The sequence below is a fragment of the Pseudomonas sp. PAMC 25886 genome (assembly GCF_000242655.1).
Lineage (GTDB): Bacteria > Pseudomonadota > Gammaproteobacteria > Pseudomonadales > Pseudomonadaceae > Aquipseudomonas.
In genome coordinates, this window is sequence record NZ_AHHC01000084.1 from 194,438 (window position 1) to 216,836 (window position 22,399).

22 protein-coding genes are annotated in these 22,399 nt (G+C 62.9%); 8 read left to right on the plus strand and 14 right to left on the minus strand.

The features are described from left to right. Positions 1-60: 60 nt before the first annotated feature. The gene (locus MUM_RS0129120) at positions 61-1,572 is read right to left on the minus strand and encodes an MDR family MFS transporter (protein WP_010176541.1); all 1,512 of its coding nucleotides are present in this window, start codon (positions 1,570-1,572) and stop codon (positions 61-63) included. A gap of 74 nt (positions 1,573-1,646) precedes the next feature. Beyond that, positions 1,647-2,831, minus strand: a complete 1,185-nt coding sequence (gene pobA / locus MUM_RS0129125; protein WP_177325021.1) for a 4-hydroxybenzoate 3-monooxygenase — start codon at positions 2,829-2,831, stop codon at positions 1,647-1,649. A gap of 189 nt (positions 2,832-3,020) precedes the next feature. Between pobA and MUM_RS0129130 the strand changes: the two genes are divergently transcribed. After that, positions 3,021-3,917: a helix-turn-helix domain-containing protein gene (locus tag MUM_RS0129130; RefSeq protein ID WP_010176543.1), complete on the plus strand. Its 897-nt coding sequence runs from the start codon at positions 3,021-3,023 to the stop codon at positions 3,915-3,917. Here MUM_RS0129130 and MUM_RS1000000134650 read toward each other — a convergent pair. Both MUM_RS1000000134650 and MUM_RS0129140 read right to left on the minus strand, forming a co-directional pair. Beyond that, positions 3,901-4,077, minus strand: a complete 177-nt coding sequence (locus MUM_RS1000000134650; RefSeq protein ID WP_177325019.1) for a hypothetical protein — start codon at positions 4,075-4,077, stop codon at positions 3,901-3,903. The genes MUM_RS0129130 and MUM_RS1000000134650 overlap by 17 nt on opposite strands. A 111-nt stretch (positions 4,078-4,188) precedes the next feature. Further along, on the minus strand, positions 4,189-5,094 hold the full coding sequence (locus MUM_RS0129140) for a LysR family transcriptional regulator (RefSeq protein ID WP_010176545.1): 906 nt from the start codon (positions 5,092-5,094) through the stop codon (positions 4,189-4,191). Positions 5,095-5,198: 104 nt separating this feature from the next. Between MUM_RS0129140 and MUM_RS0129145 the strand changes: the two genes are divergently transcribed. Then, positions 5,199-6,071, plus strand: coding sequence for an MBL fold metallo-hydrolase (locus MUM_RS0129145; protein WP_010176546.1), 873 nt, complete (start codon positions 5,199-5,201; stop codon positions 6,069-6,071). A 34-nt stretch (positions 6,072-6,105) separates the two neighbouring features. Next, complete coding sequence (locus MUM_RS0129150; RefSeq protein WP_010176547.1) at positions 6,106-6,720, plus strand: NAD(P)-dependent oxidoreductase; 615 nt, start codon at positions 6,106-6,108, stop codon at positions 6,718-6,720. On the opposite strand, the gene MUM_RS0129155 is transcribed toward MUM_RS0129150, so the two are convergent. Further along, positions 6,717-7,586 carry a LysR substrate-binding domain-containing protein gene (locus MUM_RS0129155; protein WP_010176548.1) on the minus strand — a complete coding sequence of 290 codons (870 nt, stop codon included), beginning with the start codon at positions 7,584-7,586 and terminating at the stop codon, positions 6,717-6,719. The two genes, MUM_RS0129150 and MUM_RS0129155, sit on opposite strands and share 4 nt — an antisense overlap. Before the next feature lie 111 nt (positions 7,587-7,697). Between MUM_RS0129155 and MUM_RS0129160 the strand changes: the two genes are divergently transcribed. The 4 genes from MUM_RS0129160 to MUM_RS0129175 all read left to right on the plus strand — a co-directional run bounded on the left by MUM_RS0129160 (position 7,698) and on the right by MUM_RS0129175 (position 13,272). Then, the gene (locus tag MUM_RS0129160; RefSeq protein WP_010176549.1) at positions 7,698-9,323 is read left to right on the plus strand and encodes a 5-guanidino-2-oxopentanoate decarboxylase; all 1,626 of its coding nucleotides are present in this window, start codon (positions 7,698-7,700) and stop codon (positions 9,321-9,323) included. Continuing rightward, positions 9,320-10,762 carry an aldehyde dehydrogenase family protein gene (locus MUM_RS0129165; RefSeq protein WP_010176550.1) on the plus strand — a complete coding sequence of 481 codons (1,443 nt, stop codon included), beginning with the start codon at positions 9,320-9,322 and terminating at the stop codon, positions 10,760-10,762. The genes MUM_RS0129160 and MUM_RS0129165 overlap by 4 nt, the downstream gene beginning before the upstream one ends. 249 nt (positions 10,763-11,011) lie before the next feature. Further along, positions 11,012-12,199, plus strand: a complete 1,188-nt coding sequence (locus MUM_RS0129170; protein WP_010176551.1) for a cyanate transporter — start codon at positions 11,012-11,014, stop codon at positions 12,197-12,199. 137 nt (positions 12,200-12,336) lie between these two features. Next, positions 12,337-13,272: a LysR family transcriptional regulator gene (locus MUM_RS0129175; protein ID WP_032882337.1), complete on the plus strand. Its 936-nt coding sequence runs from the start codon at positions 12,337-12,339 to the stop codon at positions 13,270-13,272. A 10-nt stretch (positions 13,273-13,282) separates the two neighbouring features. Here the strand turns inward: MUM_RS0129175 and MUM_RS0129180 are convergent, their stop codons facing one another. From MUM_RS0129180 to MUM_RS0129190, 3 genes are all read right to left on the minus strand, one after another. Further along, entirely contained in the window at positions 13,283-13,645 is a 363-nt protein-coding gene (locus MUM_RS0129180; RefSeq protein WP_010176553.1) for a 5-carboxymethyl-2-hydroxymuconate Delta-isomerase, read from the minus strand. Between the two features lie 70 nt (positions 13,646-13,715). Further along, positions 13,716-14,903: a low temperature requirement protein A gene (locus MUM_RS0129185; protein ID WP_010176554.1), complete on the minus strand. Its 1,188-nt coding sequence runs from the start codon at positions 14,901-14,903 to the stop codon at positions 13,716-13,718. A 26-nt stretch (positions 14,904-14,929) separates the two neighbouring features. Beyond that, positions 14,930-15,865, minus strand: coding sequence for a LysR substrate-binding domain-containing protein (locus MUM_RS0129190; RefSeq protein ID WP_010176555.1), 936 nt, complete (start codon positions 15,863-15,865; stop codon positions 14,930-14,932). 130 nt (positions 15,866-15,995) lie between these two features. Between MUM_RS0129190 and MUM_RS1000000134525 the strand changes: the two genes are divergently transcribed. Further along, entirely contained in the window at positions 15,996-16,172 is a 177-nt protein-coding gene (locus tag MUM_RS1000000134525; protein WP_158000320.1) for a hypothetical protein, read from the plus strand. Here the strand turns inward: MUM_RS1000000134525 and MUM_RS0129195 are convergent. The 6 genes from MUM_RS0129195 to MUM_RS0129220 form a co-directional block, all read right to left on the minus strand. Beyond that, complete coding sequence (locus MUM_RS0129195) at positions 16,127-17,452, minus strand: MFS transporter (protein ID WP_010176556.1); 1,326 nt, start codon at positions 17,450-17,452, stop codon at positions 16,127-16,129. The genes MUM_RS1000000134525 and MUM_RS0129195 overlap by 46 nt on opposite strands. Positions 17,453-17,511: 59 nt before the next feature. Beyond that, on the minus strand, positions 17,512-18,834 hold the full coding sequence (locus tag MUM_RS0129200) for an MFS transporter (protein WP_003211904.1): 1,323 nt from the start codon (positions 18,832-18,834) through the stop codon (positions 17,512-17,514). 74 nt (positions 18,835-18,908) lie between these two features. Further along, positions 18,909-19,787, minus strand: a complete 879-nt coding sequence (locus tag MUM_RS0129205) for an SMP-30/gluconolactonase/LRE family protein (RefSeq protein WP_010176557.1) — start codon at positions 19,785-19,787, stop codon at positions 18,909-18,911. 69 nt (positions 19,788-19,856) lie between these two features. After that, positions 19,857-20,789 (minus strand): 3-keto-5-aminohexanoate cleavage protein, encoded by a 933-nt coding sequence (locus MUM_RS0129210; protein ID WP_010176558.1) that lies wholly within the window; start codon positions 20,787-20,789, stop codon positions 19,857-19,859. Positions 20,790-20,870: 81 nt separating this feature from the next. Beyond that, positions 20,871-21,659 (minus strand): SDR family oxidoreductase, encoded by a 789-nt coding sequence (locus MUM_RS0129215; RefSeq protein WP_010176559.1) that lies wholly within the window; start codon positions 21,657-21,659, stop codon positions 20,871-20,873. Beyond that, positions 21,656-22,378 carry a GntR family transcriptional regulator gene (locus tag MUM_RS0129220; protein ID WP_003211913.1) on the minus strand — a complete coding sequence of 241 codons (723 nt, stop codon included), beginning with the start codon at positions 22,376-22,378 and terminating at the stop codon, positions 21,656-21,658. The genes MUM_RS0129215 and MUM_RS0129220 overlap by 4 nt, the downstream gene beginning before the upstream one ends. Positions 22,379-22,399: the final 21 nt, after the last annotated feature.

Genomic DNA, 22,399 nt, shown 5'->3' on the forward strand with positions numbered 1-22,399 from the left:
ATGCAATCACAATGTGGGAGCTGGCTTGCCTGCTCCCACATTTGATCTTCATTGTTCCAACTATTTCGCCTTGTCTTCCCGCCCCCGCAGCACGCGGTTAGGCATCGCAATCGCCGCCGCCAAGCCCAGCAACGACACCCCGGCACTGACCATCAGCAAATGCCTGAAGGTAATCAGCAGCTCCCCCCGCAAGGCATCCTGCGCCGGCCCCGGCGCCGCATTCAAACCGTCCAGCAACACATTGCCGGAACTGCCTTCCGCCACCAGTGCCCCACTGGCCAGGTGCGCAAAACTGGAGTCCTGCAACAACGCGAGCAACAGCGCCGACATGCACGCCACCCCGACCGCCCCACCCAGGGAACGGAACAGGTTCGTGGTGCTGGTCGCCACGCCGATGTCCCGCTGTTCCACCGAGTTTTGCGTCCCCACCAGAGAGGTCGGAAACTGCATCCCGGCGGCAATCCCGCAAAGCAACATAAACAGGCTGGTCACCGCCACGGCCTGGGGTGCACTGAGGGCCATGCCGAGGATCGCGATCGGACTCAGCAAGGCGCCAATCAGGATCATCGGTTTATAGCGGCCCGTCACCGAGGTCATGCGCCCGGCAAAATACGCGCCCATCGGCAAGCCCATCGCCAGCGGCAGCAAGTGCAACGCGGCGCTGTCGGCACCGGAACCGGTGACGGTCTGGTAGCGCAGCGGCATCAATACCGTGAGGGAAATCGCCTGGAAGCTGGTAAAGAAAATCGTGCACCAGCACAGCACCGCGCTGCGGTTGGCGAACAGGTGCATTGGCAACAACGGCTCCCGCGCCCGGCGCTCGTGCCACACAAACACCGTCAACGCCACCAGCGCGCAGGCCAACAGCCCCAGCACTTCATCGTCACGCCAGTGATGGCCCTGGCCGATTTCGGTGATGCCCAGCAACAACGCGGTCAAGCCGACGATCATCAGCACGGTACCGAGGTAGTCGATGACCGGCTTGCGCTGCGGCACCGGCAGCCCCACCAGCGTGCGATGGGCCACCCACCAGGCGCCGGCGCCCAAAGGCAGGTTGATCAGGAACACCCAGCGCCACGACAGGTACTCGGTCATGTAGCCACCCAACACCGGCCCGGCCACGCTGGCCACCGCGTACATGCTGCTGAAATAGCCCTGGTAACGCCCGCGCTCACGGGGCGGAATGATGTCGCCGATAATCGCCTGGCTGACCGAAATCATCCCGCCGGCACCGATGCCCTGGAGGATCCGCGCCAGCACCAGTTGCTCCATGCTCTGGGCCATGCCGCAGAACAGCGATGCAACGGTAAACAGGCCCATGCCGATCAGCATCATCGGCCGGCGCCCGTACAGGTCGCCGAGTTTGCCGTAGATCGGCACCGCAACGGTCATGGCCACCATGTAGCCGGAGATCACCCAGGCCAGCAGGTTGACGTCGTGGAACTGCGCGGAAATGGCCGGCATGGACACGGCGACGATGGTCTGGTCCAACGCCCCGAGAAAGATCGCCATCATCAAGGCGACGAGAACACTGCGAACGGCGGGTGTGGCGGGCTGATTGAGGTTGGTCACGGCAGAACCTGCGAGCAAGGGCCCACGGGAAAAGGAGGCCCGCGGGAATGCTCGTCAGTGTACTAGATAGCTGGCTACTCGATAGCCTCGTAAGGAAGTCCGACGTAATTTTCTGCAATGGTTTTACGTCCGGCCTCGGAGTCGACGAAATATTCCAGCTCGCTCTGGGCGATGCGCTGGCTGAAGCCATCAGCCTCCGGGAATTGGTGCAGCATCGAAGTCATCCACCAGGAAAACCGCTCGGCCTTCCAGATCCGCCGCAGGCAAATCTGCGAGTATTTCTCCAGCAACTCCACCCGGCCCTCGCGGTACACCTTGAACAGTGTATTGAACAAGGTGCTGACGTCGCTGGCCGCCAGGTTCAAGCCCTTGGCGCCGGTGGGTGGCACGATGTGGGCGGCGTCGCCGAGCAGGAACAGCCGGCCGTACTGCATCGGTTCCACCACGAAACTGCGCAACGGGGCGATGCTCTTTTCGATGGACGGGCCGGTCACCAGTTGCGCGGTCAGCGACGCGGGCAAGCGGGTTTTCAGTTCGTCCCAGAAGCGTTCATCGGACCAATCTTCAACCGCTTCATCCGCCGGCACTTGCAGGTAATAACGGCTGCGGGTCGGTGAACGCATGCTGCACAGGGCAAAGCCGCGCGCGTGCTTGGCGTACACCAGTTCATCGTGGATCGGCGGGGTGTCGGCCAGAATGCCCAGCCAGCCAAACGGGTACACCCGCTCGAAGACCTTCAATGCCTCGGCGGGAATCGACTGGCGCGCCACACCGTGGAAACCGTCGCAGCCGGCGATGTAGTCGCAGTCCAGCCGATACTGCTCGCCTTCGTGCTCGAAACTCAGCCAGGGCTCTGCGCTTTTCAGATCATGGGGCTGCACATTGCGCGCTTCGTACAAAGTGACAGCACCGCTGGCCTGGCGCGCGGCCATCAGGTCGCGGGTAACTTCGGTCTGGCCGTAGATCATCACCGTCTTGCCGCCGGTTAGCGTCTTGAGGTCGATGTGGGTCAATTGCCCGTTCAGCGCCAGTTCAAAGCCCTCGTGCACCAGGCCTTCGGCATCCATCCGCGCACTGACCCCGGCCTGGCGCAACAGGTCGACCATGCCTTGTTCCAGCACCCCGGCACGGATGCGGCCTTGTACGTAATCCGGCGTCTGGCGCTCAAGAATCAGGGTTTCAATCCCGGCCTCGTGCAACAGTTGGCCGAGCAGCAGTCCCGAGGGACCGGCGCCAATAATGGCGACTTGGGTTTTCAGCGTTTTCATTATTTTTATGGCCCGCAAGCTTCACCCGAACGTATTCGGTGAAAGAGTTGTCATTGAAGGTGTTGCTGGCATTTTTCACTTGAGTGCCCGGCATAAGAAGGTGAAAACTGAGCCCAAAGCTGCGCTTTTCGCCAATTGGGGCGATTACCGCACAACTCTCCCGAAGTATCGGATGAAGCCATGACCAAAACTGCCAGTGCCGCGATTCCAGTGTTCAAACTCTACGGTGAGAGCCAGCAATGGCCGACCCCTGATTTGCTGCACTGTGAAACCATCTCCCGGCGCAGCCGTGAGTACCAGTGGGAAATCCAGCCCCACCGGCACGCGGACCTGTGCCAGTTGCTGTACGTGCACAAGGGCCAGGCGCAACTGGAGATCGAAGGCCAGCGCAGCACGCTGAGCGAATCGACGCTGCAGGTGCTGCCGCCGTTATGCGTGCATGGTTTCCGGTTTTCCGAAGACGTCGAAGGGTTCGTGGTCACCCTGGCCGCGCCGCTGATGGCGCATTTGCAGGGGCAACTGGGCGCGGCACTGGACGGTCTGAACGCACTGGGCAGCTACCCGGCCGGCAACGACAGTGACTACCTCAACAGTTTGTTTGCCCGGCTGCAGGATGAGTACGCCAGCGATCAACCGGCGCGGGACATGATGATGCACGCGCTGGTCAGCGTGCTGCTGGTGTGGATCAGCCGCCAGGCCATCCAGCGCCGCCATCCACGGGCACCGCGAGGCCGCGAATACTTCCGCCGGTTCACCCAATTGGTGGAGCAGCATTACCGCGAACACCCGAAAATCGAAGACCTGGCCCACAAGCTCGGGATCTCGGTTTCACACCTGAACGGTACGTGTCGGGAATTGGGCGGCCAGCCCGCGTTGCAGATCATGCACGACCGCCAATTGCTGGAAGCCAAGCGCCTGCTGACTTACACCAGCATGACCATCAATGAGATGTCGGACGTGTTGGGCTTTTCCGACCCGACCAACTTCTCACGGCTGTTTCGCCGGCGCGTCGGGTTCTCCCCGAAAGCGTTTCGGGAGCAGTTGAAAGCCGACCAGGACGCTAGCGCAGCGAGCTGAATGCGGCCATGTGGCCAACGCATTGCCCGTGATTGCAGCTGGAGGCGAAGCTCGGCTGCATGCGGGTCTGTTCGACGCGGTAGGCGGCAGTGCCGTAAAGCGCTGTGGCGGCGGCGCACAGGGTGAAAATCATCAGGTACTTTCTTGTTTTGATCGACATGATGCTGACCTCTGATCGGATCAAGAAGGTGCTTGTATAAGCATAGTTCAGAAGCATGGCTCAGATGCAGCAAGTCGCTTATCCGGCGACATTCAACCTGTTTATGTCGGCTCAGAGACCGACGTCCCACTCAGGTTCCTCCGGAAACCTCAGCACCAGGAAATCCAGCAGGCTGCGCAACGCCGACGGCATGTGCTTGCGCGAGGCGTACACCGCGTAGATGTTCATTTGCTGCGGCTCGGCCTCGGGCAACAGACGGATCAGCTCGCCACTGCGGATGTAGTCGCCCGCCTGATAGCTCGGCAGCCGCGACACCCCTGCCCCCGCCAGCGTGACCCGCAATAAAGTGCTGGCCTCGTTGGCGCTGATATTGCCCTGCACCGGCACCGACACCGGCTCGCCGTTTTCCACGAAGTGCCACAGGCTTTTGCCGAAGTAGGAATGGGTCAGGCAGTTGTGCCGGGCCAGGTCCTGCACGCGCCGGGGCTGCGGATGCTCCAGCAGATAAGCGGGCGACGCGCAGATCACCGAGCGGCACAGCGTAAGCCGGCGGGCGATGAGGTTGGGGTCCAGTTCAAAGCTGGTGCGGATCGCCAGGTCGATGCGCTCATCCACCAGGTTCACCGTGCGATCCAGCATCTGCATGTCGATGCTGACCAGCGGGTAGTGCCTGACGTATTCGGCGATGGCATCGGCCAACTGTGCCTGGCCGAACGAGGTGCTGACGCTCAGGCGCAACAGGCCCCGGGGCGCTTCGTCCGGCTCGCTGACGGCGGCCTGCATGTCGCTGCACAACTCCAGCATCTGCCGGCAACGGGGCAAGGTTTCGCTGCCGGCGGCGGTCAGGCTGAGCTTGCGGGTGGTGCGGTGCATCAGGCGCGCGCCGACCCAGTCTTCCAGCTCCGCCAGGTAGCGCGACACCACCGGCCGGGACAGGTCCAGGTGGTCGGCCGCCGCCGATTGGCTGCCCAGGTCCACCACGGCTACAAACACCCGCATTGCTTGAAGACGATCCATGATTTGCCCGCTTTTAGAAACAAACTATGTCCAAGCATCGCATTTTTTGTAGCGTTTGGTGCAACTAAGCTCTGTCCACACCTCACCGATGACTGGAGCTGCACATGTTTGGATTCTCCCCGCTCAAGCGCGTGGCCCTGGCCGCTGCCACCCTGGCCTTCGCCGCCCACGCCGCGGCTGCCGACCTGACCCTGGACGCCTACAACCCGGGCGAAACCGCGATGATGCCGGTCACCTCGGTACTGGTCAGCGGCGACAAAGACGCGATCCTCGTGGATGCCCAATTCGGCAAAACCCAGGCCGAGCAACTGGTGCAAAAAATCCGCGCCAGCGGCAAGCGCCTGACCACCATCTACATCAGCCACGGCGACCCGGACTACTACTTCGGCCTCGACACCCTGGCGGCCGCGTTCCCCCAGGCCAACATCGTCGCGCCGCAGCCGGTGGTGGACCATATCAAGGCCACCGTTGAACACAAACTGGCGTTCTGGGGCCCGAAACTGGGGACCGACAAACCTGCCAAAGCCGTCATCCCCCAGGTACTCAAGGGCCACAGCCTGACCCTCGAAGGCAAGCAGCTGGAAGTGATTGGCCTTGATGGCCCGCAACCGGACCGCACCTTTGTGTGGATTCCGTCGATCAAGGCGGTCGTCGGTGGCGTGGTCGTCTCGGAAAACATTCATGTGTGGATGGCCGATACCCAAACCGCGAAATCCCACACCGACTGGCTGGCGACCCTGCAACGTATCCAGGATCTGAAACCGCGCACCGTGATTCCGGGTCACTACCTGGGCACACCGTCGCTGAAATCCGTGGCGTTCACCGCCGACTACATCAAGGCCTTTGACGAAGAAACCGCCAAGGCCAAGGACTCTGCCGCACTGATCAGCGCAATGAAAAAACGTTACCCGAACCTGGGCGACGAAAGCACCCTGGAACTGGGCGCCAAAGTCGCCAAGGGCGAAATGCAGTGGTGAGTTGATTCAACCCTTAACCGTACTGGAGAACGTCATGAGCAAGATCGCAATCATTGGTGCCACCGGTCGTGCCGGTAGCCAACTGCTGGAAGAAGCCTTGCGTCGCGGGCATACCGTGACCGCCATCGCGCGCAGTACCGACAAGATCGGCGTGCGCCCTGGCGTCACTGCCAGGCAAGTGGACGCGCTGGATGCCGAGGCGCTGGAACAGGCCATCCGTGGCAACGACGTGGTGATCAGCGCGGCACACTTCGCCAGCCTGCCGGCGGAAGCGGTGATCAACCCGGTGAAAAAAGCCGGCGTGAAACGTCTGCTGGTGGTCGGCGGTGCCGGCTCGCTGCTGCTGTCGGGCGGCAGCCGGGTGATCGACAGCCCTGGTTTCCCCGAGGAATACAAAACCGAAGCCAGCGCCGGCAGTGTGTTCCTCGACACCTTGCGTCAGGAAAAAGACCTGGACTGGACCTTCCTGTCGCCCTCGGCGGAGTTCACCGAGACCGCGCGCACCGGCAAATTCCGCCTGGGCCAGGATGAGTTGCTGGTGAGCAATGAAGGCCGCAGCTGGATCAGCTTTGCCGACTTTGCGATTGCGCTGATTGATGAGGTGGAAACGCCGAAGCATTCGCGCCAGCGGTTTACCGTCGGTTATTAAGCGCGTGCCTGGCTCACCAGCCAGTCCATAAGCTGCTCCAACCCCGCCGAGGGCTTCGTCCCCGGCGGGTACACCAGGTAATACCCCATCCCCGTCGGCACCCGCAGTTCAAACGGCGTCGCCAACCGCCCGGCCTTGAGGTCCTCGCCAATCAGCGCGCTGTCGCCGATTGCCACGCCGGAACCCTGGGACGCCACCGTCATCGCCAGGTCCAGCGTTTCAAAATGATGCCCCTGGGCCAGATTGCTCAAACGCGTATCCGCCGCCTTCAGCCACAACGCCCAATCCCGTTCATCCCGCGTGGGGTGCAGCAGCACCTGTTGCTGCAAGTCTGCCGGCGTGTGCAAACCACCGAGCAACGCTGGCGCGCACACCGGTGTCAGGCGCTCATCAAACAGGTGCCGGGCCTGGGTTGACTGCTCGGCAATCGGCGCGTAGATCACCGCCGCATCGAACTGCTCCCGGCGAAAGTCCACGGTGTAGGCCACGGTGGTGGTCAGTTCCACCGGCACGTCCGGGCGTTCCTGCTGCCACTGCATCAGGCGCGGCAACAGCCAGCGCATCACGCAGGTGGAGGCCTTGAGCTGCAGGGTTTCGCGGCGAGTGCCGATCTGTTCCACCGCCTCGCCAATCAGGCCGAACACCTGCTGCGCCCGCAACGACCATTCACGGCCCTCCTCCGTCAGGCTCAAGCCCCGGGCCTGGCGCTGGAACAGCGCATAACCCAGGTGGCTTTCCAGCCCGGCAATCTGCCGGCTCACCGCACCCTGAGTGATGTGCAATTGCTCGGCGGCACGGGTGAAGTTGCAGCACTGGGCCGTGACCCAAAAGGTGTGCAGGGCCGGCAACGGTGGAAGGCGTTTCATAGGGGCGCAGCCATGACGTGAGGACATGGCTAGTATGACTTTTTATCGATTGTTGCCGCTACGGGCCAGCCGTTCCAATACGGGCCTTTATCAACAATAAGAGCGACGACAATGGCGACCTGCGGCGAAGTATTGGTCAACCTGCTGGAAGGCTACGGTGTAGACCAGGTGTTTGGCATCCCCGGCGTGCACACCGTGGAACTCTACCGGGGCCTGGCGCGTTCCAGCATCCGCCACGTCACCCCGCGCCACGAACAGGGCGCCGGCTTCATGGCCGATGGCTATGCACGCACCAGCGGCAAGCCCGGCGTGTGCTTCATCATCACCGGCCCCGGCATGACCAATATCACCACCGCCATGGGCCAGGCCTACGCCGACTCGATCCCGATGCTGGTGATTTCCAGCGTGCAGTCCCGCAGCCAGTTGGGCGGCGGACGCGGCAAGCTGCACGAGCTGCCGAACCAGGGCGCGATGATCGCGGGCGTGGCGGCGTTCTCCCATACCTTGATGTCGGCGGCCGAATTGCCCGGTGTATTGGCCCGGGCGTTTGCGCTGTTCCAGGCCGGGCGACCGCGCCCGGTGCATATCGAAATCCCGCTGGATGTGCTGGTGGAAAACGCCGACGCGTTGCTCGGCAGCGAGCCGGTCAGCGTTTCCCGCGCGGGCGCGGCGCCGTCGGCGGTCAAGCAAATGAGCCAGTGGCTGGCGGCCGCCAAACGCCCGCTGATTCTCGCCGGTGGCGGCGCCATCGACGCCGCGCCCGAGCTGACGCAATTGGCCGAGACCCTCGGTGCGCCGGTGGCGCTGACCATCAACGCCAAGGGCATGCTGGCGTCCCACCACCCGCTGCTGATCGGCTCGACCCAAACCCTGGTCGCCACACGTGCGCTGGTGGCCGAGGCCGACGTGGTGCTGGCGATCGGCACCGAGCTGGCAGAGACCGACTACGACGTGACCTTCGCCGGCGGCTTCGACATTCCCGGCGCCCTGCTGCGCATCGACATCGATTCCGACCAGACCGTACGCAATTACCCACCGCACGTGGCACTGGTGGCTGACGCGCAAATCGCTGCCCAGGCGTTGCTCGCCGAACTGCGCGACACGCCCTTGGCCGCCCGCGACAACCACTGGGGCGCCCACCGCGTTGCCCGCCTGTGGAGCGAACTGGAACCCACCTGGGACGCCGCGACCCGCGCGCAAACCCTGTTCCTCAACACCGTGCTGGATGAACTGCCCGACGCCGTACTGGTGGGCGACTCCACCCAGCCGGTGTACACCGGCAACCTGACCCTGAACCTCGACCACCCGCGCCGCTGGTTCAACTCTTCCACCGGCTACGGCACCCTCGGCTACGCCTTGCCGGCCGCTATCGGTGCATGGCTGGGACGCGGCAACGGTGCGCCGGTGGTGTGCCTGATCGGCGACGGCGGGCTGCAATTCACCCTGCCGGAACTGGCCAGCGCCGTGGAGGCGCGCACCCCGGTGATCGTGCTGCTGTGGAATAACCAGGGTTATGAAGAGATCAAGAAATACATGGTCAACCGCGCCATCGAGCCGGTGGGCGTCGACATCTACACGCCGGACTTTATCGGCGTGGCCCAGGCCCTCGGCGCGGCTGCCCAGCGCATCCAGGGTGTTGAAGAACTGCGCAGCGCATTGCGTGCCGCCACGGATCGCCAGGGGCCGACGCTGATTGAAATCGACCAGGGGCTTTGGATGAAGGAGGTGGCGGTATGAGCGCGGCAGTGAACGGGCTGTATATCAATGGCGTGTGGCGTGCGGGCCATGACGTACTGGACGTGATCAACCCGGCCACCGAGGCCACCTTGGCTCACGTCAGCGTGGGTGATGCTGGCGCGGTGACGGAGGCCGTGAGTGCCGCCAGCGCGGCCTTCCCGGACTGGTCAAAAAGCACCGGCCGCGATCGCGCTGCGCTGCTGCGCAAAATCGCCGAGGGCGTCAGCGCCCAACGCGAACACCTGATGCACCTGCAATCGAGCAACAACGGCAAGCCGCTGTTCGAGGCGGGCATTGATGTGGACGACGTGATCGCCACCTTCACCTACTACGCCGGTTTGGCCGACGACATGGACGCCAGCCAGGATCGCTCGGTGGCACTGCCCACCGAGGATTTCAGCGCACGCGTTCGCCGTGAACCCTGCGGCGTGGTGGGCCTGATCGTGCCGTGGAATTTCCCGATGGTGACCACCGCCTGGAAACTCGCCCCGGCGCTGGCTGCCGGTTGCTGCGTGGTGCTCAAGCCTTCGGAGGTGACGCCGCTGGCGGAGCTGGAACTGGCCAGGATCATCGCCTCGGTGGGTTTGCCTGCCGGAGTCGTCAACGTGGTCTGCGGCACAGGCCTGGCGGTGGGCGCCCCGTTGGCGGCGGACCCGCGGGTCGCGAAAATCTCGTTCACCGGCAGCAATGCCGTGGGCGTGCAGGTGATGCAGCGCGCTGCCGAAACGGTCAAGGGCGTGAGCCTGGAACTGGGCGGCAAATCGTCGTTGCTGGTGCTGGCCGACGCCGACCTCGACCTGGCGGTGGAACTGGCTTGCGGTGGTGGTTTCTTCAACGCCGGGCAGATGTGTTCTGCCACCAGCCGCGTGTTGGTGGCGGATGAATTGGCGGATGAGTTTCTGATTCGCTTGCAGGCCAGGGCCGAGGGTATTCGCGTGGCAGACCCATTTGCCGAAGACGTGGAAATGGGCGCACTGGTCAACCGCGCGCAGTACCAGCGGGTGCTGGGGCATATCGAACGGGGCGTGCAAGCGGGCGCGAAGTTGCTGTGTGGCGGCGGGCGTCCGGCGGATTTGCCTCAGGGTTACTTCATCCGCCCGACGGTGTTTACCGAAGTGCCGCTGGACAGCGCGTTGTGGAACGAAGAAATCTTCGGCCCGGTGCTGTGCGTGCGCAGCGTTGCCAGTGAAGCCGAAGCAGTGGCACTGGCCAATGACAGCGAGTTCGGCCTGGTGGCCAGTGTATTGAGCCGCGACCTGGAAGCGGCCGAGCGGGTGGCGAATGCCTTGCAGGTGGGCCTGGTGTGGATCAACGCACCGCAGGTGATCTTCCCGCAAACGGCGTGGGGTGGTTACAAGCAGAGCAGCATCGGCCGGGAACTGGGACCGTGGGGGTTGCAGGCGTTTCAGGAGATCAAGCATGTGATTCGGGCGATCTGAAACCACCCGACAGCACTGTGGCGAGGGAGCTTGCTCCCGCTGGAGTGCGAAGCGCTCCCAAAAATCCTGGGGCCGCTACGCAGCCCAACGGGAGCAAGCTCCCTCGCCACAACAGGCTTCCTCCCCCCCAACAAACTCCCTTGCCACAAAAGCCCGCACGCATTTTTTCAATAGTCCCAACAACTTTCTCATTTGCCTGCCTCCCCCACGCCCGGCCTAATACTGCCCTTGTCAGTTCAAGGCTCGCCCATGGAAAACGTCCGCGCAAAACCCGCCACCGCCGTTTGGCTGATGATCAGCGTGGTGCTGGTCGCCCTCAACCTGCGCCCGTCAATGGCCGCCGTCGGCCCGTTGTTGTCGTCGATTCGCGGGGACGTGGCCCTGAGTTTCAGTACCGCCTCCCTACTGACCATGCTGCCAGTCATGGCCATGGGCCTGGCGATGTTTTTCGGCATGGGCGTGGCCAAGCGCTTCGGCGAACATCGCAGCATTGTGCTGTCGCTGGTGGTGATCGGCCTGGCCACGGTGTCACGGCTGTTTCTCGATTCGGCGGTTGAGCTGATCCTCAGCGCCATCGCCGCCGGCCTAGGGATCGCGATGATCCAGGCGCTGATGCCCGCGCTGATCAAATCCCGCTTCAGCGATAACGTTTCACTGTTTATGGGCCTGTACGTCACCGCGATCATGGGCGGTGCAGCCCTGGCCGCTTCGTTCTCGCCGTTTATCCAGGTGCGCACCGGCAGTTGGCGCATCGGCCTGGCAATCTGGGCGGTGCTGGCGGTATTGGCGCTGGTGTTCTGGTACGCCCAACGCTCGGTGTTGCCGCCGCTGCCCCAAGCCGGCGCGGGCCCGCAGGCGTCATTTTTCGGCAATCGCCGGGCCTGGTTGCTGGCAATCTTTTTCGGCCTCGGCACCGCGTCCTACACCTGCGTGCTGGCCTGGCTGGCGCCGTACTACGTGGAGCTGGGCTGGAGTGAACAGAATGCCGGCCTGTTGCTGGGTTTTTTGACCGCCATGGAAGTGGTCTCCGGGCTGGTCACCCCGGCCATCGCCAACCGCCGCCAGGACAAGCGCGGTGTGGTCGCGGTGTTGCTGGTGCTGATCATCGCCGGCTTCTGCGGCCTGATCCTCAGCCCGCAACACCTGAGCCTGCTGTGGCCCTGCCTGCTGGGCCTGGGCATTGGCGGGTTGTTTCCGATGAGCCTGATCCTGTCCCTGGACCATCTGGACAACCCGCGCCGCGCCGGCGGCCTGACCGCCTTTGTGCAGGGCATCGGTTACCTGATCGCCGGTTTGTCGCCGCTGATCGCCGGGATGATCCGCGACCACCTGGGCAGCTTCGAATGGGCCTGGTGGTCACTGACGGCCGTGGTGGTGGTGATGCTGCTGATCGTGTTGCGCTTCGACCCCCGGCATTACGCGCGGCATATTCGCTGAGGTCGTGTTGTAAACATTATTTGTCCCACCTCAAACATAGAAAGGTCCGACAGCGCTTTCTATTGGCACGAACGTTCCGTTAACATTTTGTATTGTCTTGTACCGAACTCGGTACAAACGATTTGCGGACGGAACGGATGCTAAACAGCAACTTGCTTAGAAAGCTCGATATGCAGGACCTGATGGTGTTTATCGCTGTTTATGACCAAAGCAGCGTCACCGAGGTCTCCGAAACCCTGTTCGTCAGCCAGTCCACCGTCAGCTACAGCCTCAAGAAGCTGCGTACCAGCTTCGAAGATGAGCTGTTTATCAACACCCGGGCGGGCATGCGTCCTACGTACAAAGCCACCACCATGTACGACCACGTGCAGAAAATCCTCGAAAGCATCAACCTCTGCCACGCCGGCAGCCACGCCTTCGACCCCACCCGTAAGGCCGTGACCTTCAATATCTGCGCCCCGGAATACTTCGAACAGCTGGTCCTGCCGCGCCTGCTGAAAACCTTCGACCACGCCGACCTGCCGGTGATCGTCAATGTGCAGAAGCTGGAAACCGAGATCCCGGCCGACGCCTTGCGCGACGGTCGCCTGGACCTGGTGATCTGCTTCGGCCCGCACTTTCATCGCGAGCACAAAGACATCAAGACCCAGATGCTGCTGGAGGACGACCTGGTGTGCGTCTTCGACAAACAGTCGGCACCCCGGGAACCGGCGTTCAGCCTGCAATCCTTCGTCGCCCGGCGTCATGTGTTTCCGACGCCCTGGAGTTCCGACACCAACATGATCGACGGCTGGCTGGCGCGCCAGTCCCAAAAGCGCCAGGTGATCGCCCGGGCCAACAGCTACAGCGCGGCGCTGAAGATGATCACCGGCACCGACTTTATCGTCACCCTGCCCCGTCGGGTGCACAAGCAACTGGCGGACAACAGCGTGTTCGGCCATTGCGAAGCACCAAACGGTTTGCCGGGGTTTACCCTGGACATGCAGTGGAATGAACACAGCGAGCAGGACAGCGCCAACACGTGGTTCCGGGAGCAGGTGGTGAAGGTGTGTGCGGATCAGGGGTTGCTGTAACCCCTGCCCATCAGCCGATGGTGACTTTGCTGTAGGACTCGCGGTCCATGTCTACCAGCAAAACACTGAGTTGAACCTGCAAATCCGCAGGCCAATCGCCCAAATCCTGCAACGCCGCCAACAGGCTTTCCGACAATTGCTTCTTGACCTGCGGCGATCGCCCGCTGAGCAGCGACAGCTTCACGGCGATAAACGCACGCGGGCTCAGGGACGTGCCGACCTGGAACGTCTCCACCTTGACCGCGCGACTCTTGATATCAAACTCGGAACCGAACTGCCCGGACGCCATCAGCACGTTGTTGAGCCGCAACAGGGTTTTCTCAACCGCCAGCTCAGTCAGGTTGGCGGTGTATTCCAGATGCAGATGCGGCATGAAAAGCTCCGAGTTGTTGTAGGAAAAGAGTCATACATATAGCACGGTGCCGGGCGAAATCAGACCGCTTTCAATGTGAAACTTCGGTCAGGCCACGCAGCGAGCGATTTTCCCAAATCGCCACCACCACCAACACGGCTGACGTCAGCGCTCCCAGCACCAGCGCCGAAAACACCTGCTGCAATCCCAGCGGCAACAACACCAGCAACAGCAGCAACCCACCCAGGTGCGAAAACGGCGGCAAGGGCCGGTCGCTCATCACCCATTTGAACAACGCACTGCCCAGCAGGAACAACCACGGGCCGGCAATGATCGCCACCACGCCGGCCTGGCTGGCGTGCCCCGGGTGCACCAGCACCAGTTCATCGGCCACGGCACTGACAATGATCCCGGCCACGATCAACACGTGCAGGTAGGTGTAGGCAATGCGCGCCTGACGTCCCGGGTCGGCGGAGCTGGCAATGCGGTGGTGGGCGCGCTCGGCGCCGCTGTCGAAATAGATCCACCACAGGGCGATGCTGCCCACCACCGCCACCAGGAACGCCGCCAGCCCATCCATGCTCCAGGGCAGTTCGGCAAAGGTAGCGCCGGTCACCAGCAACGACTCGCCCAGGGCGATGATCACAAACAGGCCGCAGCGTTCGGCCATGTGGTTGCCTTCCACATTCCAGTCCGAAAGCGTTGAGGGCCCAAGCCCCGGTACCCAGAAATACACCGACGGGGAAATCAGCTCGATCAACAGCGCCAGGGCCCAGAAGGCCAAACGCTGCTCGCCCTCAAGCAGGGCGCCGGTGATCCAGAACACCCCGGAAAACAGCATCCACGCCAGGATGCGCTGGAAGTTTCGGGTCATGTTCAGCGACTCGCCGCGCACCGCCCACAAGGCAAACAGCGTGCGCCCCACTTGCATGAACACATAGGCGCCCGCGAACAGCAGGCCGCGATCGGTAAACGCCTTGGGGATCGAAGACGACAGCAGCAAGCCCGCCACCATCAAGCCGAACAGGCCGATGCGGATCGGGATTTTTTCCGGGTCCAGCCAGTTGGTGACCCACGAGGTGAAGATCCACACCCACCACACCGCCACCATCATCAGCGCCACCTGCACCGCACCGCCGATGGACAAGTGCGCGAGCAGCGAATGGGACAATTGGGTCACGGCAAACACGAACACCAGGTCGAAAAACAGCTCGACCATACCAACCTTGCCGCTGTCATGACTGCCGCGCCCACGTAGCAAGGAACGGGATGGGGTCATGGGTGGATCTCCCTGAAGGTGTTATCTCAAGATTTTGGCGCTACAACCGGCAGCATGTCCCGCTCGCTCATGAACGCCTCCAGCCGCGAGCGCATCCAGCGTTCCGCCGGGTCGGTGTCGACGTGGCTGAGCCAGACCATGGACAAATCCAGGGTCGGGGTTTCGAACGGAAACGGCTCACAGAACAGATTTCCCCCGGCGGCCATGGCCTGGGCAGTGTAGTCCGGCAGGCTGGCGATCATGTCGGTGCCGGCGAGCAACGCCGGCAGCGCGCTGTATTGCGGCACCGAGAGCACCACGTGACGCTTGCGGCCGATTTCCGCCAGCCATTCATCCGCAAACCCGGACACGTTGGCCGTGTGGGACACCAGCACATGGGGCCGTGCGCAATATTCGTCGAGGGTCAGGGGTTTGTCCGAGGCGTCCGCCCGCAACAGGCAAGGGCGGATATGCCGCAATAATTTGCGCTTGGCATTCGCCGGCAGGCCACGGGTCTGGGTGATGCCGACGGTGATATCGCCGGAGGCCAGCAGGTCCGGGATACGCCAGTAGTCCACGTGCTGAACCACGAACACCACCATCGGTGCTTCCTGGCGCAAGGCCCGCAGCAATGGCGGCAGCAGGCCGAACTCGACGTCATCGGACAGACCGATGCGGAAGGTCATGGTGCTGATGGACGGGTCGAAATCGTGGGTCAGGCTCAGGGCCGACGACAATGAATCGAGGGCCGGCGACAGGTGCTTGATGATCTCTTCGGCCCGCGCGGTCGGTTCCATGCGATGGCCGACGCGGATGAACAGCGGGTCATTGAACAACGTGCGCAGGCGGTTGAGGGCCGAACTGATGGTGGGTTGGCCGAGAAACAGCTTCTCGGCCACCCGGGTCACATTGCGTTCGAGCATCAAGGTTTCAAAGACCACCATCAGGTTGATGTCGGCCTTGCGTAATTCATTGCGATTCATCGGCGCTCGCCCCACTGCCCTGGATAGGGGGCAGTTTAGAAACACCCGGGGCCCTGCGTCTATGCGCACACTGTTCAACGCGGGCCTTTGAGACTATAAAACAGCTTCCGAGGCTTTCGAGAACACCATCGTGCTGGTCATTTCTGTCTTGAGCGTCCTGGTCGCCGGGATTTTGCTCTGGGCCATCAAATTCGTCGCTCATCCCACCGCCAGGACACTGTTGCGGGTATTTGTCGGTTTATGCCTGGCGGCAGTCGTGGCTTATCTGGTGCTGGCTTCGGGGTTTCCCACTTCATTGCTGGTGTGATCGGGCTCCTGCCCCTGGCGCAAACGCAAGGCGGCCAACGCGGCCACCACCAGCACCACCGCAATCACTTTCAAGCCGTTCATGGCATTGCCGGTGCTCATCTCGATTGCGCCCATCACCGACGGCCCGACAAACCCGCCGAGCAGCCCGCAGGCATTGACGAAGCCCAGCCCGCCCGCCAGCGCCACGCCCTTGAGGCGTGAAGCGGGGTACAGAAAGATGATCGACTGCACCACAAAGAACATCACCGCCGACACACAGAAGCCCAACAGGCTGAACACCGGCCCCGACACCGAGGCAATGCCCAACCCCGCCGCCATGGTCAGCAAACCAGTGATCAACAGCCGCCGGGCACGGGTGGGTGTGGTCGCAAAACGCGGCAGCAGCACGGCGCCGGCCGCTGCGGCAATCCATGGCAATGAGGTCAGCAGGCCGACGCTCATGGTGCTCAGTTCGCCATATTTGCTGATGATGCTCGGCAGGAAAAAGATCACGGTGTAGATGGTGATCTGATGGCAAAAATACACAAAGATCGCCAGCAGGATTTGCGGCGTCAGCCAGTTTTTCAGGGAATGCCCGCCCTCGCCTGCGCCCTCGTCAGTCTCCATCGCGATGCGCTGTTCAATCCCGCGCGCCTCTTCGGCCGAGAGCCAGGGTGCCTTGCTCGGACGGTCCGGCAACTTGCACCACACCACCCAGGCAAACGCGACCGCCGGCAAGCCTTCGAGCAGGAACATCCACTGCCAGCCGTGCCAGCCGAGGATCCCGTCCATGCGCATCAATGCCGCGCCCACCGGGCCGCCGATGATGTTGGCAAAACACACGCCGAGCAGAAAATACCCGGTGGCCCGCGCCCGTTGCTCGCGGTTGAACCAGTAGGTGAGGTACAGCATCACCCCGGGAAACAGGCCGGCTTCGGCAATGCCCAGCAGCAGGCGCAGAACATAGAACGAGGTCTCGCCCTGGACGAACGCCATGGCCGCCGAAATCAGGCCCCAGGTCACCATGATCCGGGCGATCCAGAACCGCGCGCCGACCTTGTGCATGATCAGGTTGCTGGGGATTTCCGACAGCGCATAGGTCAGGAAAAACAACCCGGCGCCCAGGCCGTACGCGGCGGCGGAAATTCCCAGGTCCACGTCCAGGTGATGCTTGGCCAGGGCAATGTTGGTGCGGTCCAGAAAGCTCAGCACGTAGGCGATGATCAGCAAGGGCATCAGCTTGACGAACATCAGTTTGTTCAACGCCCGTGGCTCACGGGCAGGGTTGGCAGTCTTCATCGGGCAAGTCCTCTTGGCGCCCCGCCAGCACCCTGGCTGGGGGACGCATCGGTGTTGTTCTAGGGTTCGAGTTGCGCAACCAGCGCCGGCGGGCGGTGGGAAAACAGTTGCAGCAGCGCCCCGCCCAGGGCACAGCCGGCCATCACGAAGAAGCACACCGTGTAGCCGTGCAAGGTGGTCCAGCCGCCGCCCATGGCAATCAGGCTGCCCATCAGCACCGGCGCCAGGCCGCCGCCGATGAACATCGCGGTGGTGATGATGCCGTTGGCGGTGGAGGTCGCCGACGGCTCGGCCGAGTCGCAGGCCACCGCGTAGTAGATCGGCCACACCGCGTTGGCCACCAGGCCGAACAGCAGTTGCACGACGATGATCAGGGTCAGGGTGTTGGCGAAGTAGAACGCCCCGACACTGGCGGCCATCCACACCCCGCAGATGATCAGGGTGACGCGCCGGCCAATGATGTCCGACAGCGACGGCCACACCAGTTGCCCGAGAATCCCGGTCAGGGTGAACACCACGCTCATGCCCGCCGACTCCGCCAGGGACAGCCCGGCGATGTTGTAGAGGTACGCCGGCAGCACGATGTTGACGCCCATGTACACGACTTGGGTCAGCATCGTATTACCCGCCGTGAGGGCGATATTGCGGTTGCGCAAGGTGGCGATAAAGGTGCGCCAGGCGTGGCCTTTTACCTGGCTGGCCGGTGCGTTGTCCGGCGGGGTCATGCCCTTGGCGGCGATGTCGACGTACAGCGCGGTTATACGTTCGGCGGTGGAATACCGCGCCCAGAAAATCATCAGCGGCAAGGCCACGACAAACGCGAAGAAGAACACGTAGCGCCAGTTGTCTTCACCAAAAGTGCTGATGACAAAACTGGCGACGATGCCACTGAGCATGGCGCCAATCGGGTAACCCGTATGGTGCGCGCCCAGGGCAAAACCACGACGCTCCACCGGCCACCATTCGGCGGTGTTGCTCACGCCCACCGGCTCACCCCAGCCTGCACCGAGGTTGACGCCCACCCGCAGCGCAATAAAGGTCGCGAGGTTGCCGCTCAGGGCCTTGAACCCGGAGAGAAACGAAATCGCCGTGTAGCCCAGCACCAGCGGCACCTGGAACCGCGCACGCTTCCAGCCTCCGCCGTAGCGGTCGCTCCACATGGAGCCAGGAATATCCAGCAGGGCCAGGGCGAGCATGATCACCGTGGCCATGGTGCCCCACTGATCAGCCGACAAATCGAAATGCTTGGAGATGGTCGGCCCCAGGCGCAGCACGATCTCACGGTCGTAGGCGTTGAGGATCCAGATCATCCAGCACACCAGCAACGACACCCAGGAGTGCCGGTGAATGCTGCGCAGCGAGGCTTTTTTTAAGGTTGCCATGGGTTTCTCCAGGCGCGCGAGGGCGCGCACTGACACAAGGTTGCGGAAGGAATATGCCTTGTTGAAAAAACGCGCTAGCTGGCGAACCGTCGCTCGGCTATTCCTTGCACGCCCAGCCCGGTGATCGCAAAAAGCGCCCCGCGCTGCTGACCGTCGGCCGGGAAACGCGGCAACGGCGGCTTGGCCATGGAGGTTACGAACAGGGTGTCCAGGTTCGGCCCGCCGAAAGTCAGGCTGGTGACTTTTTTCACCGGCATCTGGATGATCCGGTCGACCTGGCCATCCGGTGTGTAGCGCACCAGTTTTCCGGCGTAGACCAGCGCCTGCCACAGGCAGCCTTCGGCATCCACGGTGCAGCCGTCGGCGGCGCCACCACCGCTGGTGTCGACCTTGGCGAAGGTGCGTCGGTTGCTCACGGCGCCGCTGGCCAGGTCGTAGTCATAGGCCCAGATCTCGCCGGACCAGGTGTCGCAAAAGTAGAGCGTGTCGCCCGACGGGCTCCAGCACGGGCCGTTGGACACGATGATGCCTTCGTCCAGGGTGTGCAGGCTCAGGTCTGCGTCCAGGCGGTAGAGTTTGGCGCTGGCGCTGTCTTCCTGGGTGTCCATGGAGCCGAAGACAAAGCGTCCCTGGCGGTCGACCTTGCCGTCGTTGAGGCGGTTGTTGGGCAGCGCGGGTTCCGGGTCGATCACCAGCGCCAGTTCGCCGCTGTTGAGGTCAAGGATGTGCACGCCGTTTTGCAGAGCGACGATGGCCGCATCGCCGCTATGGCGCAGGGCCATGGAGCCGATCTTCTGGCCCACGTCCCAGGCACGCAGCTCGCGACCGTCATCGGTGCAGCGCAGGATCCGGCCGTCAGCGCTGTCGATCCAGTACAACCGTTGTTGCTCGACGTCCCACACCGGGCCTTCGCCCAGGGTGGTTTTCACGTCGACAAGCACTTCGATACGCATGGTGTTATCCCCTTTTTTGTTGTTGTGCGGGATGGGCATGGCCGCGCCGTGACGCGGCCGGTTTATCACTTAGAAGTTGACCTGGTCGCGCCCCTTCAGCCCAAGGATTTCCCGCGCTTCATCCGGTGTGGCAACCCGGTGCCCGAGGGCTTCGATCACCGTGCGAATGCGCCGCACCTGATCGGCGTTGGACGCGGCCAGTTTGCCCGGGCCATCCCACAGCGAATCCTCCAGGCCGACCCGTGCGTTGCTGCCCATGGACAGCCCCATCGTTGCCAACGGAATTTGCCCACGGCCGGCGCCGAGGATTGACCACACGTAGTCGTCACCAAACAGCCGGTCGGCGGTGCGACGCATGTGCGCCAGGTCTTCCGGGTGGCCGCCGATGCCGCCGCGCAAACCGAAAACCGACTGGATAAACAGCGGCGGCTTGAGCAGGCCGCGTTCCAGGAAATGAGCGGCGGTGTACAGGTGGCCGATGTCGTAGCACTCGATTTCGAAACGGGTGCGGTTCTCGGCGCAGGAATTGAGGATGTGGGTAATGTCGCGGAAGGTGTTGCGAAAGATCCGGTCGTCGCTTTCTTCCAGGTACGGACGCTCCCAGTCGTGCTTGAACTCGGTAAAGCGGTTAAGCATTTCGTACAGGCCGAAGTTCATCGAACCCATGTTCAACGAGGCCAGTTCCGGTTTGAACTGCATCACCGGTTGCAGGCGTTCTTCAACGCCCATGGTCGGTGCGCCACCGGTGGTGATGTTGATCACCACGTCGCTGGCAGCTTTGATTTGCGGCAGGAATTCGGCGAACAGCGCGGGGTCCTGGCTGGGGCGGCCATCGATGGGATCGCGGGCATGCAGGTGAACAATCGCGGCGCCGGCTTCGGCGGCACCGATGGCGGCGTCGGCAATTTCCTGCGCGGTGATCGGCAAATGCGGCGACATCGACGGCGTATGGATGGCACCGGTGACGGCGCAGGTGATGATGACAGGACGATTTTTGGACATGACGATTCTCCGACTTTTATTCTTATGAAAAAAATCCCGGGTGCTGCGTGTGTGTTCTTCCTTGGCTAACGCTGGCGCGGCCTACAGGTACTCGACGTTGCCGTCGACACTGATCGCCTGGCCGGTGACATTGCGGGCGGCGGGCGAGCAGAGAAACAAGGCCATGGCCGCGACGTCTTCGGCGGTGACCATGCGCTTGAGGGAGATCTTGTTGAGGTATTCCTGGCGCATCTCGGCTTCGGGCACGCCGACCTGTTCGGCACGGGCGCGAATCACGCCGTCCATGCGCGGGCCTTCGACGATGCCGGGCAGCAAGGCGTTGACGCGGATGTCGCTTTCGCCCAGCTCCGAGGCCAGGGATTTCATCAGGCCGACGATGGCCCACTTGGTCGCGGCATACGGCGTGCGCCAGGCGTAGCCGAGACGCCCGGCGACCGAGGCGATATGCAGCAGATGGCCGTGGGACGATTCCTTGAGCATCGGCACCGCGTGATGGGCAAAGCGGTATTGCGCCGTCAGGTTGATGTTGATCGTGGCTTGCCACTCGGCATCGCTGATGGCATCGATACCGCCGGTGGGCCCGGCAATCCCGGCGTTGTTGACCAGCACATCCAGCCCGCCGAACTGCTCGCGCTGCACCTGGAACACCGCCTCGATCTGCGCGGCATCACTCACGTCGGCACGGGTGGCCACGGTGCCCGGGTACTTGTCGCGAAACGCCGCCAGGGCCGGTTCGCTGACATCACACACATGCACCTTGGCGCCCGCCTCCAGATAAGCCGCGGCCAACACTTCACCGATGCCGGCAGCCCCGCCGGAAATCAATACACGTAACCCAGGATAGGGCTGCAGCCGTTGTAGGACACTCATGCACGTTTACCTCCTGAAACAGACGACCGCGAGCGGTCGTTCTTGACGAGCAGGCGCGCCAGGGAATCGGCGGCCTGCATGATGTCATCGGTCACGGCAGCGCGGGCGCCGGCGCCATCGCGGGCGGCCAGGGCTTCGACGATGCGCGTGTGCGCCTCCATCGAGCGCTGCAAGTGAGCTTTATCGGGAGCGACCAGGGCAAAACACGGGCCCATGTGCAGCCAGAAGTTTTCCACGGCAGCCATGGTCAATTCGGCCTGGGCGACGGCATAGATCCGACGGTGAAAGGCGAAGTTGGTCCACAGGTAGCGGGAAACGTCGACTTCGTCGGCGGCTTGTTGCATCTGTTGGCAGAGGTCGGAGATTTCGTCGAGGTCGGCTTTTTCCAGGAGCAGCACGGCCTTTTCCGCCAGCAAACCTTCCAGGGCGACCCGCGCGTCGCGAATCTCGCGCAGGCGTTCGACCGTCATCATGCGTACCCGCAGACGGGAAGTTTCGGTGACTTCAAAGGCGTTTTCGGCGCTCAGGCGCTGGAGCGCTTCGCGCACCGGCATGGGGCTGGAGCCGAGGGCTTCGGCAAGGCCGCGGATGGTGAGTTTCTGGCCGGGCTGGAAACGACCACTCATCAGGGCTTCGCGGATCTGGCGATAAACCTGGTCTTGCAAGGTATCGCGGGACACCTGGCGCAAGGTGGGAAGGAGAAGCGGGCCATCTGTCATGAGTCAAAACCTGTGTTGTCG

Bases quoted from the DNA above. Each gene is read 5' to 3' on its own strand.
- MUM_RS0129130 (WP_010176543.1), top strand. From the start codon at position 3,021: ATGACCAAAACTGCCAGTGCCGCGATTCCAGTGTTCAAACTCTACGGT.
- MUM_RS1000000134650 (WP_177325019.1), bottom strand. From the start codon at position 4,077: ATGTCGATCAAAACAAGAAAGTACCTGATGATTTTCACCCTGTGCGCC.
- MUM_RS0129140 (WP_010176545.1), bottom strand. From the start codon at position 5,094: ATGGATCGTCTTCAAGCAATGCGGGTGTTTGTAGCCGTGGTGGACCTG.
- MUM_RS0129145 (WP_010176546.1), top strand. From the start codon at position 5,199: ATGTTTGGATTCTCCCCGCTCAAGCGCGTGGCCCTGGCCGCTGCCACC.
- MUM_RS0129150 (WP_010176547.1), top strand. From the start codon at position 6,106: ATGAGCAAGATCGCAATCATTGGTGCCACCGGTCGTGCCGGTAGCCAA.
- MUM_RS0129155 (WP_010176548.1), bottom strand. From the start codon at position 7,586: ATGAAACGCCTTCCACCGTTGCCGGCCCTGCACACCTTTTGGGTCACG.
- MUM_RS0129160 (WP_010176549.1), top strand. From the start codon at position 7,698: ATGGCGACCTGCGGCGAAGTATTGGTCAACCTGCTGGAAGGCTACGGT.
- MUM_RS0129165 (WP_010176550.1), top strand. From the start codon at position 9,320: ATGAGCGCGGCAGTGAACGGGCTGTATATCAATGGCGTGTGGCGTGCG.
- MUM_RS0129170 (WP_010176551.1), top strand. From the start codon at position 11,012: ATGGAAAACGTCCGCGCAAAACCCGCCACCGCCGTTTGGCTGATGATC.
- MUM_RS0129175 (WP_032882337.1), top strand. From the start codon at position 12,337: ATGCTAAACAGCAACTTGCTTAGAAAGCTCGATATGCAGGACCTGATG.
- MUM_RS0129180 (WP_010176553.1), bottom strand. From the start codon at position 13,645: ATGCCGCATCTGCATCTGGAATACACCGCCAACCTGACTGAGCTGGCG.
- MUM_RS0129185 (WP_010176554.1), bottom strand. From the start codon at position 14,903: ATGACCCCATCCCGTTCCTTGCTACGTGGGCGCGGCAGTCATGACAGC.
- MUM_RS0129190 (WP_010176555.1), bottom strand. From the start codon at position 15,865: ATGAATCGCAATGAATTACGCAAGGCCGACATCAACCTGATGGTGGTC.
- MUM_RS0129195 (WP_010176556.1), bottom strand. From the start codon at position 17,452: ATGAAGACTGCCAACCCTGCCCGTGAGCCACGGGCGTTGAACAAACTG.
- MUM_RS0129200 (WP_003211904.1), bottom strand. From the start codon at position 18,834: ATGGCAACCTTAAAAAAAGCCTCGCTGCGCAGCATTCACCGGCACTCC.
- MUM_RS0129205 (WP_010176557.1), bottom strand. From the start codon at position 19,787: ATGCGTATCGAAGTGCTTGTCGACGTGAAAACCACCCTGGGCGAAGGC.
- MUM_RS0129210 (WP_010176558.1), bottom strand. From the start codon at position 20,789: ATGTCCAAAAATCGTCCTGTCATCATCACCTGCGCCGTCACCGGTGCC.
- MUM_RS0129215 (WP_010176559.1), bottom strand. From the start codon at position 21,659: ATGAGTGTCCTACAACGGCTGCAGCCCTATCCTGGGTTACGTGTATTG.
- MUM_RS0129220 (WP_003211913.1), bottom strand. From the start codon at position 22,378: ATGACAGATGGCCCGCTTCTCCTTCCCACCTTGCGCCAGGTGTCCCGC.